The 16,800-nt window shown below is 69.5% G+C and carries 17 protein-coding genes; 9 read left to right on the forward strand and 8 right to left on the reverse strand.

The genetic code is table 11. The features are described 5' to 3' along the window. Positions 1-95: 95 nt before the first annotated feature. Positions 96-680, forward strand: a complete 585-nt coding sequence (locus ABZ470_RS18065) for an HD domain-containing protein (protein ID WP_362912327.1) — start codon at positions 96-98, stop codon at positions 678-680. Positions 681-685: 5 nt separating this feature from the next. Here ABZ470_RS18065 and ABZ470_RS18070 read toward each other — a convergent pair whose 3' ends face one another. Beyond that, on the reverse strand, positions 686-1,183 hold the full coding sequence (locus ABZ470_RS18070) for a helix-turn-helix domain-containing protein (RefSeq protein ID WP_352011110.1): 498 nt from the start codon (positions 1,181-1,183) through the stop codon (positions 686-688). Positions 1,184-1,230: 47 nt separating this feature from the next. Between ABZ470_RS18070 and ABZ470_RS18075 the strand changes: the two genes are divergently transcribed. Beyond that, the gene (locus ABZ470_RS18075; RefSeq protein WP_362912330.1) at positions 1,231-1,644 is read left to right on the forward strand and encodes a nuclear transport factor 2 family protein; all 414 of its coding nucleotides are present in this window, start codon (positions 1,231-1,233) and stop codon (positions 1,642-1,644) included. 94 nt (positions 1,645-1,738) lie between these two features. On the opposite strand, the gene ABZ470_RS18080 is transcribed toward ABZ470_RS18075, so the two are convergent. From ABZ470_RS18080 to ABZ470_RS18090, 3 genes are all read right to left on the reverse strand, one after another. After that, complete coding sequence (locus tag ABZ470_RS18080) at positions 1,739-3,022, reverse strand: adenylosuccinate synthase (RefSeq protein ID WP_352011108.1); 1,284 nt, start codon at positions 3,020-3,022, stop codon at positions 1,739-1,741. A 113-nt stretch (positions 3,023-3,135) separates the two neighbouring features. After that, entirely contained in the window at positions 3,136-3,552 is a 417-nt protein-coding gene (locus ABZ470_RS18085; protein WP_352011107.1) for a DUF3151 domain-containing protein, read from the reverse strand. 73 nt (positions 3,553-3,625) lie between these two features. Continuing rightward, positions 3,626-4,114: a MarR family transcriptional regulator gene (locus ABZ470_RS18090; protein ID WP_362777731.1), complete on the reverse strand. Its 489-nt coding sequence runs from the start codon at positions 4,112-4,114 to the stop codon at positions 3,626-3,628. 68 nt (positions 4,115-4,182) lie between these two features. Here ABZ470_RS18090 and ABZ470_RS18095 point away from each other — a divergent pair, with 68 nt between their 5' ends. From ABZ470_RS18095 to ABZ470_RS18110, 4 genes are read left to right on the forward strand one after another with little or no spacing between them, the layout of a single operon-like run. Continuing rightward, on the forward strand, positions 4,183-4,938 hold the full coding sequence (locus ABZ470_RS18095; RefSeq protein WP_362912332.1) for an SDR family NAD(P)-dependent oxidoreductase: 756 nt from the start codon (positions 4,183-4,185) through the stop codon (positions 4,936-4,938). Beyond that, positions 4,935-5,645 (forward strand): hypothetical protein, encoded by a 711-nt coding sequence (locus ABZ470_RS18100; protein ID WP_362912334.1) that lies wholly within the window; start codon positions 4,935-4,937, stop codon positions 5,643-5,645. Before ABZ470_RS18095 ends, ABZ470_RS18100 begins: the two co-directional genes overlap by 4 nt. Then, positions 5,642-6,463, forward strand: coding sequence for a GDSL-type esterase/lipase family protein (locus ABZ470_RS18105; RefSeq protein ID WP_362912336.1), 822 nt, complete (start codon positions 5,642-5,644; stop codon positions 6,461-6,463). The genes ABZ470_RS18100 and ABZ470_RS18105 overlap by 4 nt, the downstream gene beginning before the upstream one ends. Beyond that, entirely contained in the window at positions 6,460-7,122 is a 663-nt protein-coding gene (locus tag ABZ470_RS18110; RefSeq protein WP_362912338.1) for an SDR family oxidoreductase, read from the forward strand. Before ABZ470_RS18105 ends, ABZ470_RS18110 begins: the two co-directional genes overlap by 4 nt. A 222-nt stretch (positions 7,123-7,344) precedes the next feature. On the opposite strand, the gene fbaA is transcribed toward ABZ470_RS18110, so the two are convergent. Continuing rightward, on the reverse strand, positions 7,345-8,367 hold the full coding sequence (fbaA, locus tag ABZ470_RS18115) for a class II fructose-bisphosphate aldolase (protein WP_352011101.1): 1,023 nt from the start codon (positions 8,365-8,367) through the stop codon (positions 7,345-7,347). A 167-nt stretch (positions 8,368-8,534) separates the two neighbouring features. Here fbaA and ABZ470_RS18120 point away from each other — a divergent pair, with 167 nt between their 5' ends. Together ABZ470_RS18120 and ABZ470_RS18125 are read left to right on the forward strand one after the other, a co-directional pair. Further along, positions 8,535-9,254 carry a VTT domain-containing protein gene (locus ABZ470_RS18120; RefSeq protein WP_352011100.1) on the forward strand — a complete coding sequence of 240 codons (720 nt, stop codon included), beginning with the start codon at positions 8,535-8,537 and terminating at the stop codon, positions 9,252-9,254. Between the two features lie 88 nt (positions 9,255-9,342). Further along, complete coding sequence (locus ABZ470_RS18125; protein WP_352011099.1) at positions 9,343-9,750, forward strand: hypothetical protein; 408 nt, start codon at positions 9,343-9,345, stop codon at positions 9,748-9,750. On the opposite strand, the gene pyrE is transcribed toward ABZ470_RS18125, so the two are convergent. Further along, the gene (pyrE, locus tag ABZ470_RS18130; protein ID WP_362777740.1) at positions 9,751-10,287 is read right to left on the reverse strand and encodes an orotate phosphoribosyltransferase; all 537 of its coding nucleotides are present in this window, start codon (positions 10,285-10,287) and stop codon (positions 9,751-9,753) included. Positions 10,288-10,554: 267 nt separating this feature from the next. Between pyrE and ABZ470_RS18135 the strand changes: the two genes are divergently transcribed. Next, on the forward strand, positions 10,555-11,787 hold the full coding sequence (locus ABZ470_RS18135; protein ID WP_362912340.1) for an NYN domain-containing protein: 1,233 nt from the start codon (positions 10,555-10,557) through the stop codon (positions 11,785-11,787). Positions 11,788-11,876: 89 nt separating this feature from the next. On the opposite strand, the gene ABZ470_RS18140 is transcribed toward ABZ470_RS18135, so the two are convergent. Together ABZ470_RS18140 and ABZ470_RS18145 are read right to left on the reverse strand one after the other, a co-directional pair. Then, positions 11,877-12,509: a response regulator gene (locus ABZ470_RS18140; protein WP_362777744.1), complete on the reverse strand. Its 633-nt coding sequence runs from the start codon at positions 12,507-12,509 to the stop codon at positions 11,877-11,879. Further along, complete coding sequence (locus ABZ470_RS18145) at positions 12,510-16,688, reverse strand: HAMP domain-containing protein (protein WP_352011095.1); 4,179 nt, start codon at positions 16,686-16,688, stop codon at positions 12,510-12,512. Between the last annotated feature and the right edge of the window lie 112 nt (positions 16,689-16,800).

A 16,800-nucleotide genomic window follows, 5' to 3' on the forward strand; every position in this document is an offset into this window, starting at 1 on the left:
ATGGCCGGATATGACATGTGCATGTCCTTGCGGACATCGGTTTCGCCGATCGACGATGGTGATCGTCCATCCACCGGTGACGTACGGAGCACCTGATGATTCCCTCGATTCCCGACTCGCCCATCGCCCAGGCGGCGGTCGCCCTCGCCGCCGAGGCCGAGTCCGTGGATCTGCTCAACCACAGCTACCGCACCTACCTCTTCGGCCGGTACCTGGTCGCCGAACCCGGGATCGACGAGGAGGCGGCCTTCGTCGCGGCCATGCTCCACGACCTCGGCCTGGCCGAGGACTACCGCGGCGAGGCGGAGTTCGCGCGCGTCGGGGCCGACCACGCGTGCCGCTTCCTCGAAGGGCGTGGCTGGGATCCGGACCGGATCCACCTGGTCGAGGAGGCGATCCTGCGGCACGCCAACATCCACGCCGAGGAGGTGCCCGAGTACCGCGTGATCCAGGCGGGGGCCGCCCTGGACGTCGGCGGACTCGGCTACGAACACGTCAGGAGGGATGATCTCTCCGGCGTCCTGAGGGCCTATCCGCGCCTCGGCTTCGCCTCGCACATGCGCGACCGCTTCCTCGGCGAGATCCGACGGCACCCGGAGGGTTCCTTCGCCGAACTGGAGCGGGCCTTCGGGGCGACCGACCTGATGGGCGCCAATCCGATCGACAGGCTGGAGGAGTAGCCGCCTCAGGGGCTTTCGAGCACGGTGCCGATCAGGGCGGTGCCGCGGTCCGTGCGGCCGCCGGGGCCGGGGTGGTAGCCGACCTGGTCGGCGGTCAGCTCGCCGCCGCACGACCGGCAGGTCACGGTGGCCCGGGTGTCGTCGCCACAGGTGTGGTGCCGGACGATCAGCGGCGGCCCCGCGTCGTCGGCCTCCCAGCGGTCGCCCCACGCGGTCAGCGCGAGCAGGACGGGCACCAGGTCCCGGCCCTTGTCCGTCAGGTGGTAGCCGTACCGGTCGGGCCGTTCGGCGTAGCGCTCACGCCGGAGCAGACCGCCCTCCACCAGCCGTTCGAGACGCTGGCTCAGCACGTTGGTCGCAGCGCCCAGGTCGCGCTGGAGGTCGTCGAACCTGTGCAGGCCGAGCGTCACGTCACGCATGATCAACAGCGCCCAGGGGTCACCCACGATCGCCGCGGAACGGGCGATCGAACATGCGATGCCGGTGAAGTCCGTTCTGGTCATATTTGAGTCCCTTGCTTAAAGCAAGTCAGCAGGATACCTTGCGCTTCATGTATCACGCTATTGTGCGGTCCGTTGTCAGGAGAACCTGGCGCAAGGTGGGCGCGGGCGACTACGAGGCGGCGGTCGCGATGGCCGCTCCCGATGTGCGCTTCCGGTTCGTCGGGGACACGGCGCTGGGCGCGGACGTGCGAGGCCGCGACGCGTTCCGGGCGTGGTTCGCCCGTTTCGAGGAGCGTCTGCCCGGGGTCCGGCTGAGGCTCGTCGACGTCGTGGCCAACGGCTGGCCGTGGAACACCAAGGTCGCGGTGTGCCTGCAGGTCGTCGGCACCCTGCGGGACGGGACGCCGTACCGCAACCTCGCCATGCAGTGGGTCACCCTCCGCTGGGGCCGCATGGTCGACGACGTCGTCGTCGAGGACACCCTCAAACTCGACGCGGCTCTGCGCGGTTCCGAGGCCTGAATTCCCGGCGCGGGGGCACGGGAAGGCAGGGAGAGGGAAACGCGACGCGGGGACGGCGCCGGGCACCGTCCCCGCGTCCGCGGGCCGTACGGGATCAGATCAGCGAGTGGACCTGCAGGGTCTCGGTACGGCCGGGGCCGACACCGATGGCCGAGATGCGGGCACCGCTCATGCTCTCCAGGGTCTTGACGTACGCCTGGGCGTTGGCAGGCAGGTCCTCGAAGGACTTGGCGCCGGAGATGTCCTCCTGCCAGCCGGGGAACTCCTCGTAGATCGGCTTGGCGTGGTGGAAGTCGGTCTGGGTCATCGGGATCTCGTCGTAGCGGACCCCGTCCACCTCGTAGGCGACGCACACCGGGATGCGCTCAAGGCCGGACAGGACGTCCAGCTTGGTGAGGAAGAAGTCGGTGACGCCGTTGATCCGGCTGGCGTAGCGGGCGATGACGGCGTCGAACCAGCCACAACGGCGGTTGCGGCCGGTGGTCACGCCGTACTCGCCGCCGGTCGTGCGCAGCCAGTCGCCCATCTCGTCGTCGAGCTCGGTCGGGAACGGGCCGGAGCCGACACGGGTCGTGTAGGCCTTGAGGATGCCGATCACGCGGGTCAGACGGGTCGGCGGGATGCCGGAACCCGAGCAGGCGCCGCCGCTGGTCGGGGAGGAGGAGGTGACGAAGGGGTAGGTGCCGTGGTCGATGTCGAGCAGGTTGCCCTGACCGCCTTCGAGCAGCACGACCTTGTTCTCGTCGAGGGCCCTGTTCAGGATCAGGGAGGTGTCGGCGATGTGCGGCTTGAGACGCTCGGCGTAGCCGAGGTACTCGTCGAGGACCTTGTTCGCGTCGATGGACCTACGGTTGTAGATCTTGGTGAGGATCTGGTTCTTCTCACCCAGGGCGATCTCGATCTTCTTCTGCAGGATGCCCGGGTCGAGCAGGTCCTGGACCCGGATGCCCATGCGGTAGATCTTGTCGCCGTACGCGGGACCGATGCCGCGGCCGGTCGTGCCGATCTTGGCCTTGCCGAGGTAGCGCTCGGAGACCTTGTCGAGGGCCTTGTGGTGCGGCATGATCAAGTGCGCGTTCGCGGAGATGAGCAGACGCTCCGAGGAGACGCCACGGGCCTGGAGGCCGTCGATCTCACTCAGCAGCACACCCGGGTCGATGACGACACCGTTGCCGATCACCGGGATGACGTTGGGGGAGAGCACTCCCGTCGGCAGCAGATGCAGCGCGTACTTCTGGTCGCCGATGACGACCGTGTGTCCCGCGTTGTTGCCACCCTGGTATCTGACGACGTAGTCGACCTGGTCACCGAGCAGATCGGTCGCCTTGCCCTTGCCCTCATCGCCCCACTGGGCACCCACGAGAACGACAGCCGGCATCGTTAGTCTCCAACCGCAAAAACCAAAGCCCCTGACGCAATCGCGACAGGGGCTCTTGCGAGGTGAGAATACCTGACCTGGTGGGAAATGGGGATTGTCCGTTTCCTGGCGGGTCAGCGTCCGTTCAGTTCCTCGGCGGCGGTGGCGCTCGAATCCCTCAGGAACTGCTGGCAACGTTCCGCCTCGTCCTTCTCGCCGATGGCCTGGGCCGCGCGGCCCAGAGCGTGCAGGCAGCGCAGGAAACCGCGGTTGGGCTCGTGTTCCCAGGGGATGGGACCGTGGCCCTTCCAGCCCGCCCTGCGGAGCTGGTCGAGACCGCGGTGATAGCCGGTCCTGGCGAAGGCGTAGGAGGTCACCGCGTGTCCGGCGGCGAACGCCTCGTCGGCGAGGGCGCCCCAGGCGGCGGGGTAGGCGGGGAAGCGCGCGGCGACGTCTGAGGCCTGGGCGCCGGACTCCAGCGCCTGCCTGGCCTCGGGCAGGTCGGGCAGCCTGGTGGGCGGCGGACCGGCGAGAAGGTTCTCGGATTCCATAGGGACAGTCCTACCCGTTGGGACGGGGTCAGGCCAAGATCGGCCGCCTGAGACGTGCCTTACTTCTGCGGGCTCAGCGGCGGTAGCCCGGATGGACTCCGGGGGTGAGGCCCTGCTGTACGGCGACGGCCTCCAGGAGGGCGGCGAGCTGCTCACGCTGGGCCTCGTCGAGGGCGGCGCAGATGTCGTTCTCGTGCGCGGTGCCCACCTCGCGCATCCCGGCCATCACGCGTGAGCCCTCCTCGGTGAGGTACAGGGCGTAGTTACGGCGGTCCTGGGGGTTGCGCCGCCGTTCGACGAGCCCCTTGCGCTCCAGGCCGTCGACCAGCGTGACGACCCGGCTGGGCACGACCCCGAGCTCCCCGGCCAGGGACTGCTGGCTGCGTCCGGGGCGCATGGCGATCATGCGCAGCAGACCGACGTCCGAGGGGGCGACGCCCAGGGCGCCGACCCGCTCGGCGAAGCGCGCCGCCGCGTGCGCGCCCACCTGCGAGAGCAGGAACGCGGTGCCCCTGGGCTTCGACCATGGCGCCGTCCCGCTGTCGTGCTCCTCTGTGGTCATGGAGCGATGGTAGCTGTAGTGAATAGTTCTCTGCTATGAATAGTTCAGTAAAGAGAACGGAGAAGAGCGTGTCCCACGACATGACGGGCAGGGTCGCGCTGGTGACCGGCGGCTCACGGGGGATCGGTGCCGAGACCTCCCGTGTCCTGGCGGCCAGCGGCGCGAAGGTCGCGGTGAACGGCCGCGACCGGGCGGCGATCGACGAGGTCGTCGCCGACATCACCGCACGGGGAGGTACGGCGCTTGCCGTACCCGCGGACGTCACCGACGAGGGCCAGGTGTCGGCCATGCGCGAGCGGATCGAACGAGAGCTCGGGCGGGTCGAGATCCTCGCCGCCTTCGCGGGCGGCTCCGGGGCACCCGCCCCCACGGCCGATCTCGGGGCCGCCCGCTGGCGCGCGGTCATCGAGTCCGACCTGACCTCGGTCTACCTGACGGTCTCCGCGTTCCTGCCCGCCATGGTCGAGCGGGGCCGGGGCGCGATCGTCACCATGTCCTCGACGGCGGGACGCCACCCCGGCGGGGCGAACGCCGCCTACGCCGCCGCGAAGGCCGGGGTGGTGATGTTCACCAAACACCTGGCCAACGAGGTCGGCGGGCACGGCGTCCGCGTCAACTGCGTGGCCCCCTCGGCCGTGCTCAACGAACGCATGCGGCGGTTCATGTCCGACGAGCAACTCGACGGGCTGGCCGCCTCCTACCCCCTGGGCCGCATCGGGCGTCCCGAGGACGTCGCCCAGGCCGTCCTGTACCTCGTCTCGGACGCCTCGTCCTGGGTGACCGGGGTCACCCTCGACCTGACCGGCGGCCGGGTGATCGTGTGAGCGAGACGACCGTACGGCGCAACGGCCAGGGCGGCCCTCCGCTGGGCGTCCTCGGCGTCGTGTTCACCGTGCTGTTCCTGGCCGGGATCATCGTCAGCACGATCATGGCGGGCGGCGCGACCTTCCCCTCGCCCTTCGGGGACGGGGCCGTCGACTACTTCAGGGAGAACGGCAACGCCGTCGCGGTGACCGGGTTCCTGCAGTTCGCCGCCTCGGTCCCGCTGGCCGTCTACGCCGCGACCGCCTCGGCCCGGCTGCACAACCTCGGCGTCCGCGCGCCCGGCGCCGTCATCGCCCTGACGGGCGGCGCGCTCGCCTCGGTCATGCTGACCATGTCCGCGCTGTTCAGCTGGACGCTCTCGCGCCCCGAGGTGATCGCCGAACCCGGTGTGGTCCGCGCGCTGCACTTCCTGGCCTTCGCCGCCGGCGGCGTCGGGCACGTCGTCTTCCTGGGACTGCTCATCGCGGGCGTCGCCGTACCGGGCTGGCTGGCCGGGCTGCTGCCGCGCCCGTTCGCGCTGGCCGGCCTGGTGATCGCCGTGGTGGCCGAGCTGACCACCCTCGTCATCCCGCTGACCGGGCTGGCCGTACTGCTGCCCGTGGCCCGTTTCGGCGGCATGGCCTGGCTGGTGGCCGCCGGATTCCTGTTGCCCCGCACCCGGACCCGCGGCAACGGCCGCCCGACCGTCACGAAGGAGACCCCGTGAACACCGCGATACTCGAAAAGCTCATCAGGTTCCAGCACCCGGAGAAGGTCCTCGGCTATCTCGGCGGGCTCGACGACACCCGCGTCGCCGCGCTCTTCGGTCTCGACGAGGACGCCTACCTGCGGATACGCCGCGACCACGAGGGCCAGGTGCGCCGGACGGCGGAGGAACTGCTCGACGACCCGGCGTTCGCCGCGAAGGTGGACAGGCTGCCCTTCGAGCCAGGCCGCCGCGTCGTGGCCGTCGGCGAGAGCACGACCGACGACCTGCTGTCCTGGTTCGAGATCCTGCGCCACCTCCTCGCCCTGCGGCGTCCCGGCGACGGGATCGTCCTGGTGAACACGGCCGTCTCCGGGCAGACGAGCACCCAGGCCCTGGCCGGCTCGCCCGCGGTTGCCTTCCAGCGGCCCGACTGGGTGCTGTGCATGCTGGGTGCCAACGACGTGCGGCGCTTCGGCGGCCCCGAGGGGCCGATCCTGGTCAGCCCCGCCGAGACCGGCCGCAACCTGGGAGCGCTGCGCGACATCGTCACCGCGCGCACCGGAGCCCGCTGGGTGTGGGTCGCGCCGAGCCCGATCGACGACGCGCGGGTCGCGGCCTACCAGCCGTTCCTGCAGGGCGGCTTCTCCTGGAGCGACCGCGACCTCGACCCCGTGGGCGCCTTCCTGGCCGCCCAGCCGGAGCCCGTGGTCGGCGGCGGCCCCGCCGTCGCGAAGGAGGGCGCCCACGCCCACCTCGACGACGGGGTGCACCTGTCCCTCGCGGGCCAGCGGGCCCTGGCCGTCGCCGTGGTCGAGACCCTCGCGGACCTCACGTGAAGCTGATCGTCTTCGGCGCGACGGGCGGCACCGGCCTGCAGGTCGTGGTCCGGGCCCTCGACGCCGGTCACGACGTCACCGCCGTCGTGCGGGACCCGGCGAGGTTCGGCGCGGGCGGTGTCGTGGGTGGGGCTGTGGGCGGGGACCCCCGGCTGACCGTGGTCCGGGGCGACGTCCTGGAACCCGCGGCATGGCGGCAGGACGTCGGCGGCCACGACGCGGTCCTGTCCTGCCTGGGCAGCAGGGACCGCAAACACCCCACGACCGTCTACTCGCGGGGCACGTCCAACATCATCGACGCCATGCTCGGCACCGGGGTACGGCGGCTGCTGTGCCTGTCGTCCGCGGGCCTGGAGGTCCCACCGGGAACCCCCTTGGCCCAGCGCCTGGTCACCAGGCTTGTCATCCAGCGCCTCTACCGGTACGGCTACGCCGACATGGCCGCCATGGAACGCCTCGTCAAGGCGGGCTCCGTGGACTGGACGATCATCCGCCCGCCCATGCTCACCGACAAACCGGCGACAGGGCACCCCCGCGCCGCGATCGACGGCCACCTGGAGGGACTGCGCAGCGTCTCCAGGGCGGACCTGGCCGACTACATGATCGGGCACGTCGAGGACCGGGAGACCTGGGGAAGGACGGTCGAGGTCGGTTCGTGACCCGGTGTCCGGCCCCTCGACGGGGGTGGGCCGGAAACGGTTTTCCGGCGGCCCGCCGTCAACCCCGAACGGGGCGGGCCGCCGGGATCTCCGAACGAGATGACCCGTCGGAGCCTCCGAACGAAGCGGCCGGTCAGGGCCTCCGGACGGGGTGGGCCGCCGGGGTCTCCGGACGAGAGGAGCCCGGGTCCGAACGCGGACCCGGGCTCGAAGGACTCAGGCTCAGGTGAGCCTGGTGCCCGCGGACTTCAGGTGCCGGCAGGCCTCGGCGATACGGTCCGCCATGGAGGTCTCGGCCGCCTTGCCGTACGAACGGGGGTCGTAGGCCTTCTTGTTGCCGACGTCGCCGTCCACCTTGAGCACGCCGTCGTAGTTCTTGAACATGTGGTCGGCGATCGGGCGGGTGAAGGCGTACTGCGTGTCGGTGTCGATGTTCATCTTGATCACGCCGTACGAGATCGCCTCGTGGATCTCTTCGAGCAGCGAACCGGAACCGCCGTGGAAGACCAGGTCGAAGGGCTTCTCCTTGCCGTACTTCGTGCCGACGGCCTCCTGGATCTCCTTCAGCACGCCGGGACGGAGCTTGACGTGGCCCGGCTTGTAGACGCCGTGCACGTTGCCGAAGGTCGCCGCCAGCATGTAGCGGCCCCGCTCGCCCAGACCGAGGGCGTCGGCGGTGGCCAGGGCGTCCTCGGCCGTGGTGTAGAGCTTCTCGTTGATCTCTCCGACGACGCCATCCTCCTCGCCGCCGACGACGCCGATCTCCACCTCAAGGACGATCTTCGCGCGGGCGGTCTTGTCCAGCAGCTCCTGCGCGATGTCCAGGTTCTCCTCAAGCGGTACGGCGGAGCCGTCCCACATGTGCGACTGGAACAACGGGTCCTGACCGCGGGCGACGCGTTCGAGGGAGATGTCCAGCAGCGGCCGCACGAAGCCGGGGAGCTTGTCCTTGGGGCAGTGGTCGGTGTGCAGGGCGACCGTCACGGGGTACTTGGCCGCGACGACCCTGGCGTACTCCGCCAGCGCGGTCGCGCCGGTCACCATGTCCTTGACGGTGGTTCCGGAGAGGAATTCGGCGCCACCGGTCGAAACCTGGATGATGCCGTCGCTCTCCGCCTCGGCGAACCCTCTGAGCGCGGCGTTGAGGGTCTGGGACGAGGTCACGTTGATCGCCGGGTAGGCGAACTCACCGGCCTTGGCCCGGTTGAGCATCTCGGCGTAGACCTCTGGAGTCGCGATGGGCATCGGTGTCATCTCCCTAGAGACGGCGGTGAACTGCTGGCGCGGGGTCCGGCCGGGGCCAGGCCCTCAGCCAGTATTCCGGGTTCCTTCCCAGCCGGACAGTCCGGGCAACACTTGTGCCCGCGAAGATCTCTCGATCCGGGGGCTTTGCCCGGGTAGGCTTCACGCCGATGGACCTCCTGCATAACATCCTCGACCCGAAGTGGTGGCTCGGCCTTCTTGGCCCGTTCGCCACCATCGGCGTGCTCGGCATCATCTTCGCCGAGACCGGGCTGCTGCTCGGCTTCTTCCTGCCAGGTGACTCGCTGCTCGTCGCGGCGGGGGTGTTCAGCACGGCCGAGGCGGCCAAGGCCATACCCGGCCTGGAACCGCTCTCGTTCCCGGTGCTGCTCGTCCTGGCTCCCCTCTGCGCGATCGTGGGGGCCCAGCTCGGCCACCACCTCGGCGCCAGATACGGCCGCAAGATGTTCGACCGGCCCGACTCCCGGCTCTTCAAGCGGGAGTACGTGGAGAAGGCCGAATACTACTTCCAGCGGTTCGGCCCGGCCAGGGCGGTGGTCATCGCCAGGTTCATCCCGATCGTGCGGACGTTCCTGAACCCCGTCGCGGGCACGCTCGGCATGGACGCCAAGCGGTTCTTCCTGTGGAACTGCGTCGGCGCCGTGCTGTGGACCGACAGCCTGTTGATCTTCGGCCGCCTGGTCGGCTCCGCGGTGCCCAACGTCGACCGGTACATCCTGCCGGGCGCCCTTGTGATCATCCTGCTGTCCGTCATCCCGATCATTCGGGAGGTCCTGAAGAGCCGCAAGGAGGGCAAGGCCGTACAGACTCCGCAGGGCAGGCACCACCGGGGCGCGCCGACCGGCACCCCTGGTGAGCCCGGTCTCTGACCGTTCTTCCTCAGTCCGGCCGAAGCCCCTCCCAGGTCCGCTGCCTGCCGCTACTCTCCACACTGTGGGACGCCACAGGTCTGATCCGATGGGTATAGCGCGCCTCGGCCTCGCGGCTCTGGCGGTGCTGGCGCTCGTCGCCTTGGTCGTGATCGGCGTCAGGTCCCTGTCGGGAGCGCTCTCCGTCGCGGCCCCGAAGCCGACGCCGACCGTCACTCCGCCGTCCCCTGAGCCCTCCGCCGCCTCGCCGCGGCGGGTGCCCACGGTCGTGGTGCGGTGTGTACGGGAACGTTGCCCCACGGTCTTCCTGAAGGAGGCCGGGGGCGACGTGCTGATCAACCGGGAGATGGACGACGGCGAGCAGGTCCGTTCCTTCGAGCGGAAGCTCGAAGTGGTGCTGGCCGACTCCGCCTCGGTCAAGGTGCTGGTGAACGGGGAGGAGCGCCCCCCGGGCAGTCCGGGGAAGCGCCAGGAGTTCACCGTCTCCCGTGACTGATCAGGCCAGGCCGAGGTCCCCGAGGGTGTAGGCGGTCAGGTACGGCAGGCCGGCGGCGGCGATCGCCGAGGCCGCGCCACGGTCCACGATCGTGGCGACCGCGACGACCTCGGCGCCCGCCTCGCGCAGCGCCTCGACCGCCGTCAGCGGGGAACCACCGGTCGTCGAGGTGTCCTCGACGGCCAGCACCCGCCGCCCGGCCACGTCCGGCCCCTCGATCCTGCGCTGCATGCCGTGCGCCTTCTGCGCCTTGCGGACGACGAAGGCGTCGAGCCTGCGGCCCCGCGCCGCCGCGGCGTGCAGCATGGCCGTGGCCACCGGGTCGGCGCCCAGCGTCAGCCCGCCGACGGCCTCGTAGTCGAGGTCCTCCGTGAGGTCCAGCATGACCCGGCCGACCAGCGGCGCCGCGTGCCCGTCGAGGGTCACCCTGCGCATGTCCACGTAGAAGTCGGCCTCCTTGCCGGAGGACAGCACGACCTTTCCGTGCACGACGCCCTTGTCCTTGATCTCGGTCAGCAGGTTCTCGCGATCGCTCATGGCAACAAGGTTAGGGTGGCCGCCGAGAGTCTCGTGCGGCGGGCGAATCCACGTGCCGCGGGGGCCTCAAGAACGGGACAAACTGGTACGGTCTGCGTAAACCCTCCGGCGTATGGTCATGCGCGGGTCGAATCGTCGGGATTCACCCTCGGACGATCAGTGGCTTGATTACCCTGAGAAAGGGCCGCCTGTTCTGGTCTCTCAAGGGGTTCTTTCAGGCGTTTGTGAGCCGGAAGGGCCGGGCCACGCAAGAAAGGGCGGTTTCGCGTGGATCGCTGCGCGCTTTTCGTGGACGCTGGATATCTGCTGGCCGACGGCGCTATGGCGGTGCACAGTACCCGTCATCGGGAGGAGGTCTCGTGGGACTACCGAGGACTGCTCTCCCTGCTCAACGAACTCTCCAGGGAACGCACCGGTCTGCCGCTGCTGCGCTGCTACTGGTACGAGGCCACCGTCGAGGGCCGTCGCACTCCCGAGCATGACGCGCTGGCCGACCTTCCCGGGCTCAAGCTCCGCCTGTCCCGCATCCGTCCCGGCCGTCGCGAGGGTGTGGACGCCCAGGTCCACCGCGACCTGATGACCCTGGCACGCAACGGCGCGGTCTGCGACGCGGTCGTGGTCAGCGGCGACGAGGACCTGGCCCAGGTCGTGTGCGACGCCCAGGACTTCGGGGTCCGGGTCACCGTCGTGCACATCACCGCGGACGGCAGCTGGGCCGTCTCGCGCTCGCTCCGCCAGGAGTGCGACGACCTGATCGAGATCAGCGCCTCCCATCTGAGGCCGTACGTCACCGTGACGTCGAGCGTCTCGGTCGGCGTCACGGTCACCCCCGCGGTGACCTCGGCGACGACGGAGACCCCCGCGCTGCCCACCGGCGGCAGGACGAGTGCGAACGGGCAGACCCCCGTGGTCTCCCTCGGCACCGGGCCCTCGCAGACCGGCCCCATGCCCGCCGTCCCGCCCTCGCGGGCCGCCCACGCGCTGCCCACCTATCCCGGCTACTCGACCGAGCCGCCTCCGCCCGCGCCCCCGGCGCCGCCCGTCCCCCAGTCGCAACCGCAGCCCCAGCCGCAGCAGCAGGCTCCGGCCCCGCCCGCCTCGTCCGGCCAGGGCGGTTCGGCGGGCTCGCCGCAGCCGCCGTACGGCTCGGCGGGCACCGGCGGGCCCTCGGCCTACCGGCCGGGTCAGATGGGCGCCTACACCGGGCCGCACCCCGCGCCCGTCCCGCAGCAGAGCACGGGCGGCAACGGCACGACCACCCTCTCCGAGGCGGTGAAGGCCGCGCACAAGGAGGGATACGACTTCGGCGAGTCCGTCGCCAAGGACGCCCCGGCCCTGTGGCTTGAGGCCGTGCTCGCCCGCAAGCCGCGGATGCCCTCCGACCTTGAGGCCCGTCTCCTGCAGGGCTCCTCCCTGCCGATCGACTTCCTGCTGCACGACGAGGTCCGTCACGCCCTGCGCCGGGGCTTCTGGGACGCCCTGGAACGCGCCCGCCGCTAGGTTCCCGGTTCCGGGGCCGCCGCGTGAAAGCCGTCGACTGAAAACGGTGAGGCCGCCGGGGAAGGTCCCCGGCGGCCTCATGCTCCGTGTCAGGAGAGGGCGTCGAAACCGGCCCTGAGATGGTTGAGACGGTGGGAGAGGTCGGACAGGGGGCCGACGAGGTTCGGGTCGCCACTCTTGCGGGCAAGTTCGACGACCCGGGCGAGCTCCTCCTCAACGGCCGTCAGCCGCCCGGACAGCTCCGGCAGCACGGCCGTATGGACGTCGGCCTCCCCCGAGGGGATCTCGGAGGCCAGCCGGTCACGGAGCATGAAGGCCTGCTCGGCCAGGCGGCGGTTCATGTTGTACAGCTCGACGAAGACCGCGACCTTGGCCCGCAACACCCAGGGGTCGAACGGCTTGGTGAGATAGTCGACCGCCCCGGCCGCGTAACTGCGGAAGGCGTAGTCGGGGGCGCTGTCCACCACCGTCAGGAAGATGATGGGGATGTTGCGGGTACGCTCACGGCGCTTGATGTGCGAGGCGGTCTCGAACCCATCCATGCCGGGCATTCGCACATCCAGCAGGATCAGTGCGAACTCCGTGTTGAGCAGGGCCTTCAACGCCTCCTCTCCCGATCTGGCCCGTACGGGCACCAGATCGAGCGAACTGAGGATCGCCTCAAGCGCGATGAGGTTCTCCTCCCGGTCGTCGACCAGGAGGATCTTGGCGCGGTCCGCCATCTACTGTGCCCCTTCGTTGGAGTCGTCCGCCGGCCTGCCCCTGGTGAGCCAGCCGCGCAGCCGTTCCAGTAGCCGGTCGACGTCCACGGGCTTGGGAACGTAATCCGAGGCACCCGAGGCTATGCTCTTCTCCCGGTCGCCGCGCATGACCTTGGCGGTCAGCGCGATGATCGGCAACTCGGCGAACTGGGGCATCCGGCGGATCGCCGACGTGGTCGCCCAACCGTCCATCTCGGGCATCATGATGTCCATCAGCACGAGGGCGACGTCCTCGTTGCGTTCGAGCTGCTCGATGCCCTCACGGCCGTTCTCCGCGAAGACGACCGTGGCGCCGTGCCGTTCGAGCACGCTGGTCAGCGCGAACACGTTGCGGATGTCGTCGTCCACGATCAGGATCTTGGTCCCGGTGAGCGGATCGTCGCCCTTCCACGTCTTGGTCTCCTGCTTCGGGAAGTGCGAGACCGGCATCTCCTCCGGCATCGGGATCTCGGGCAGTTCCTCGGGCTCCTCGGCCACCCCCACGATCGTCTGGCCGCGCGGCAGCGTCTCGGAGACGGCGGCGCCGCCGTCCCGTGAGGCCAGCGGGCCGACGTAGGAGGGCGGGAGGTACAGCGTGAAGGTGCTGCCCTGCCCGACCTCGCTGGCGACGTGGATCTCACCGCCGAGCAGACGGGCGATCTCCCGGCAGATCGACAGACCGAGGCCGGTGCCGCCGTACTTGCGGCTGGTCGTCCCGTCGGCCTGCCGGAACGCCTCGAAGATGAACTCCAGCTTGTCGGCGGCGATGCCGATGCCGGTGTCGATCACCTCGAAGGCCAGGGTGCCCTCGGCGCCGCGCAAGGTGTCGTCGACGTAGGGGACGTTCGAGGGGGCGCGGACGACGCGCAGCCGTACCTCGCCCTTGGGGGTGAACTTGATCGCGTTGGACAGCAGGTTGCGCAGCACCTGCTGCAGGCGCTGCTCGTCGGTGCGCAGCTCCTGCGGGACCGAGGGGTCGACCTCGACCGCGAACGACAGCCCCTTGTCCTGCGCCAGCGGGGCGAAGGTGGCCTCGAAGTAGTCGACGAGCTTGGGCAGCGAGATGCGCTGCGGATGGATGTCCATCCGTCCCGCCTCGACCTTCGACAGGTCGAGGATGTCGTTGATCAGCTGGAGCAGGGCGGAACCCGCGCCGTGGATGGTCTTGGCGAACTCGACCTGCTGCACGGTGAGGTTGCCCTCGGCGTTCTCGGTGAGCAGCTTGGCCAGCACCAGCAGGCTGTTCAGCGGGGTGCGCAGCTCGTGGGACATGTTGGCCAGGAACTCGGTCTTGTAGCGGGAGGAGACCGCCAGCTGCTCGGCCCGCTCCTCCAACGTACGGCGCGCCTGCTCGATCTGGAAGTTCTGGATCTCGATGGCGCGGTTCTGCTTGGCCAGCAGGGCGGCCTTGTCCTCAAGCTCGGCGTTGGAGCGGCGCAGCTCCTCCTGCTGGCGCTGAAGCTCGTCGGAGCGTTCACGGAGCTCGGTGGTCAGACGCTGCGACTCGGTCAGCAGGTCCTGCGTCCGGGAGTTGGCGATGATCGTGTTCATCGTGACGCCGATTGTCTCGACGAGCTGGTTCATGAAGTCATGGTGTATCTCACTGAACTGGCTGAAGGAGGCCAGTTCGAGCACTCCCAGGACCTGCGTCTCGAACAGGACGGGCAACACGATGATCTGGGCGGGCACCGAACTGCTCAACCCGGTGTCCACGGTCAGATATCGGGCGGGGACCTCTCCCAGGAAGATGCCCTTGCCGTCCATGGCGGCCTGCCCCACGATGCCCTCGCCGGTCGCGAAGCGCTGCCTGATCCGCGAACCCGGGCGGGCGCCGTACCCGGCGATCAGGTGCAGGTCGTGGTCACCGGACGGGTCGGCGAGGTAGAAGGCGCCGTAGTGGGCCGCGACCAGCGGGGTCAGCTCGCTCATGATCAGCCTGGCGACCTCCATCAGGTCACGGTGGCCCTGCATCAGACGCGAGATCCTGGCCAGGTTGGACTTCAGCCAGTCCTGCTCCTGGTTGGCCTTCGTGGTGTCGCGCAGGTTGGACACCATCGTGTTGATGTTGTCCTTCAGCTCGCCGATCTCACCCCCGGCGTCCACGGTGATCGAACGGGTCAGGTCACCCCTGGCCACGGCCGTGGTGACCTCGGCGATCGCGCGGACCTGCGTGGTCAGGCGGCCCGCGAGCTCGTTGACGTTCTCGGTGAGCCGCCGCCAGATGCCCTCGACGCCCTCGACCCGGGCCTGGCCGCCGAGCTTGCCCTCCGAACCCACCTCACGGGCGACCCGGGTGACCTCGGAGGCGAAGGAGGACAGCTGGTCGACCATGGTGTTGATGGTGGTCTTCAGCGCCAGGATCTCGCCCTGGGCGTTCACGTCGATCTTGCGGGTGAGGTTGCCGTTGGCGACGGCGGTGGTGACCTCGGCGATGTTGCGGACCTGGTAGGTCAGGTTGTTCGCCATCGAGTTGACGTTGTCGGTGAGGTCCTTCCAGACGCCGGAGACGCCTCGGACGCGGGCCTGGCCGCCGAGCTGTCCCTCGGTGCCCACTTCGCGGGCGACGCGGGTGACCTCGTCGGCGAACATGGACAGCTGGTCCACCATCGTGTTGAGGGTGTCCTTGAGCTGGAGGATCTCACCCTGGGCGTCGGCGGTGATCTTCTTCGACAGGTTGCCCTGCGCCACCGCGGTCGAGACGGCCGCGATCTGCCGGACCTGCGTGGTGAGGTTGTTGGCCATGACGTTGACGTTGTCCGTCAGGTCCTTCCAGGTGCCCGAGATGCCGGGAACCTGCGCCTGGCCGCCGAGCTGCCCCTCGGTGCCGACCTCGCGCGCCACCCGGCTCACCTCGGAGGCGAAGGAGGACAGCTGGTCGACCATGGTGTTGATGGTGGTCTTCAGCGCCAGGATCTCGCCCTGGGCGTCGACGTCGATCTTCCTGGTCAGGTCGCCGTTGGCGACGGCGGTGGTGACCTCGGCGATGTTGCGGACCTGGTAGGTCAGGTTGTTCGCCATGAAGTTGACGTTGTCGGTGAGGTCCTTCCAGACGCCGGAGACGCCTCGGACGCGGGCCTGGCCGCCGAGCTGTCCCTCGGTGCCCACTTCGCGGGCGACGCGGGTGACCTCGTCGGCGAACATGGACAGCTGGTCCACCATCGTGTTGAGGGTGTCCTTGAGCTGGAGGATCTCACCCTGGGCATCGGCGGTGATCTTCTTCGACAGGTCGCCCTGCGCCACCGCCGTGGCGACGGAGGCGATCGCGCGGACCTGCGTCGTCAGGTTGCCCGCCATGAAGTTGACGTTGTCGGTGAGGTCCTTCCACACGCCGGAGACCCCGCGGACCTGCGCCTGACCGCCCAGCTCACCCTCGGTGCCGACCTCACGGGCCACCCTGGTGACCTCCTCGGCGAACGCCGAGAGCTGGTCGACCATCGTGTTGACCGTGGTCTTCAGCTCGAACATCTCGCCGACCGCGTCGACGGTGACCTTGCGGCTCAGGTCGCCCTTCGCGACCGCCGTCGTGACCAGCGCGATGTCACGCACCTGCGCCGAGACGCGGCTGGACATCGTGTTCACGGCCTCGGTCAGGTCCTTCCAGCTGCCCGACATGCCCCGCACGTTCGCCCGGCCGCCCAGACGACCCTCGGTGCCGACCTCGCGCGCGACCCGGGTCACCTCCGAGGTGAACAGCGAGAGCTGGTCGACCATGCCGTTGATCGCCTTGCCGAGGCGGCGCACCTCGCCCCGGGAACCGCGAACCAGGTCGATCCTGCGCGACAGGTCGCCCTTGGCCACCGCGTCGATCACGTCCGCGGCCCCGCTGACCGGGCCGACCAACGCGTCGATCAGAGCGTTCACCGAATCGACGCTCTCCGTCCACGAACCGACCCCGGGGCCGGGGGAGAGACGTTCACCGAAGCGGCCCTCCCGCACCACCTCCCGGCGCACCCGGTGCAACTCGTTCGCGAGGTGCTCACGGCGGTCGGCCACCTCGTTGAGCAGCAGGCGGATCTCGCTCAGGATGCCCGGCGGGGCATGCGGCACCCGGCGGCGGAAATCGCCATCGCGCCAGGTGATCAGTGTCTGGAGAATCGGCTGCAGGTCCGATTCGGTGTACCGTCGTTCTTCGACGCCAGACACGGTGTTGGCCGTGGTCATGAGACCTCCTTGACTCCCGGGGGGCGCAGCCGTGAGTCATCCCAGTCTGTCACGGTGCGCAACTCCGAGTCCCGCCTTCGATTTACCCCATGTCAGCAGCAAGTGTGGTAGG

The organism is Streptosporangium sp. NPDC020072, from assembly GCF_040631445.1.
Taxonomy (GTDB): Bacteria; Actinomycetota; Actinomycetes; order Streptosporangiales; family Streptosporangiaceae; genus Streptosporangium.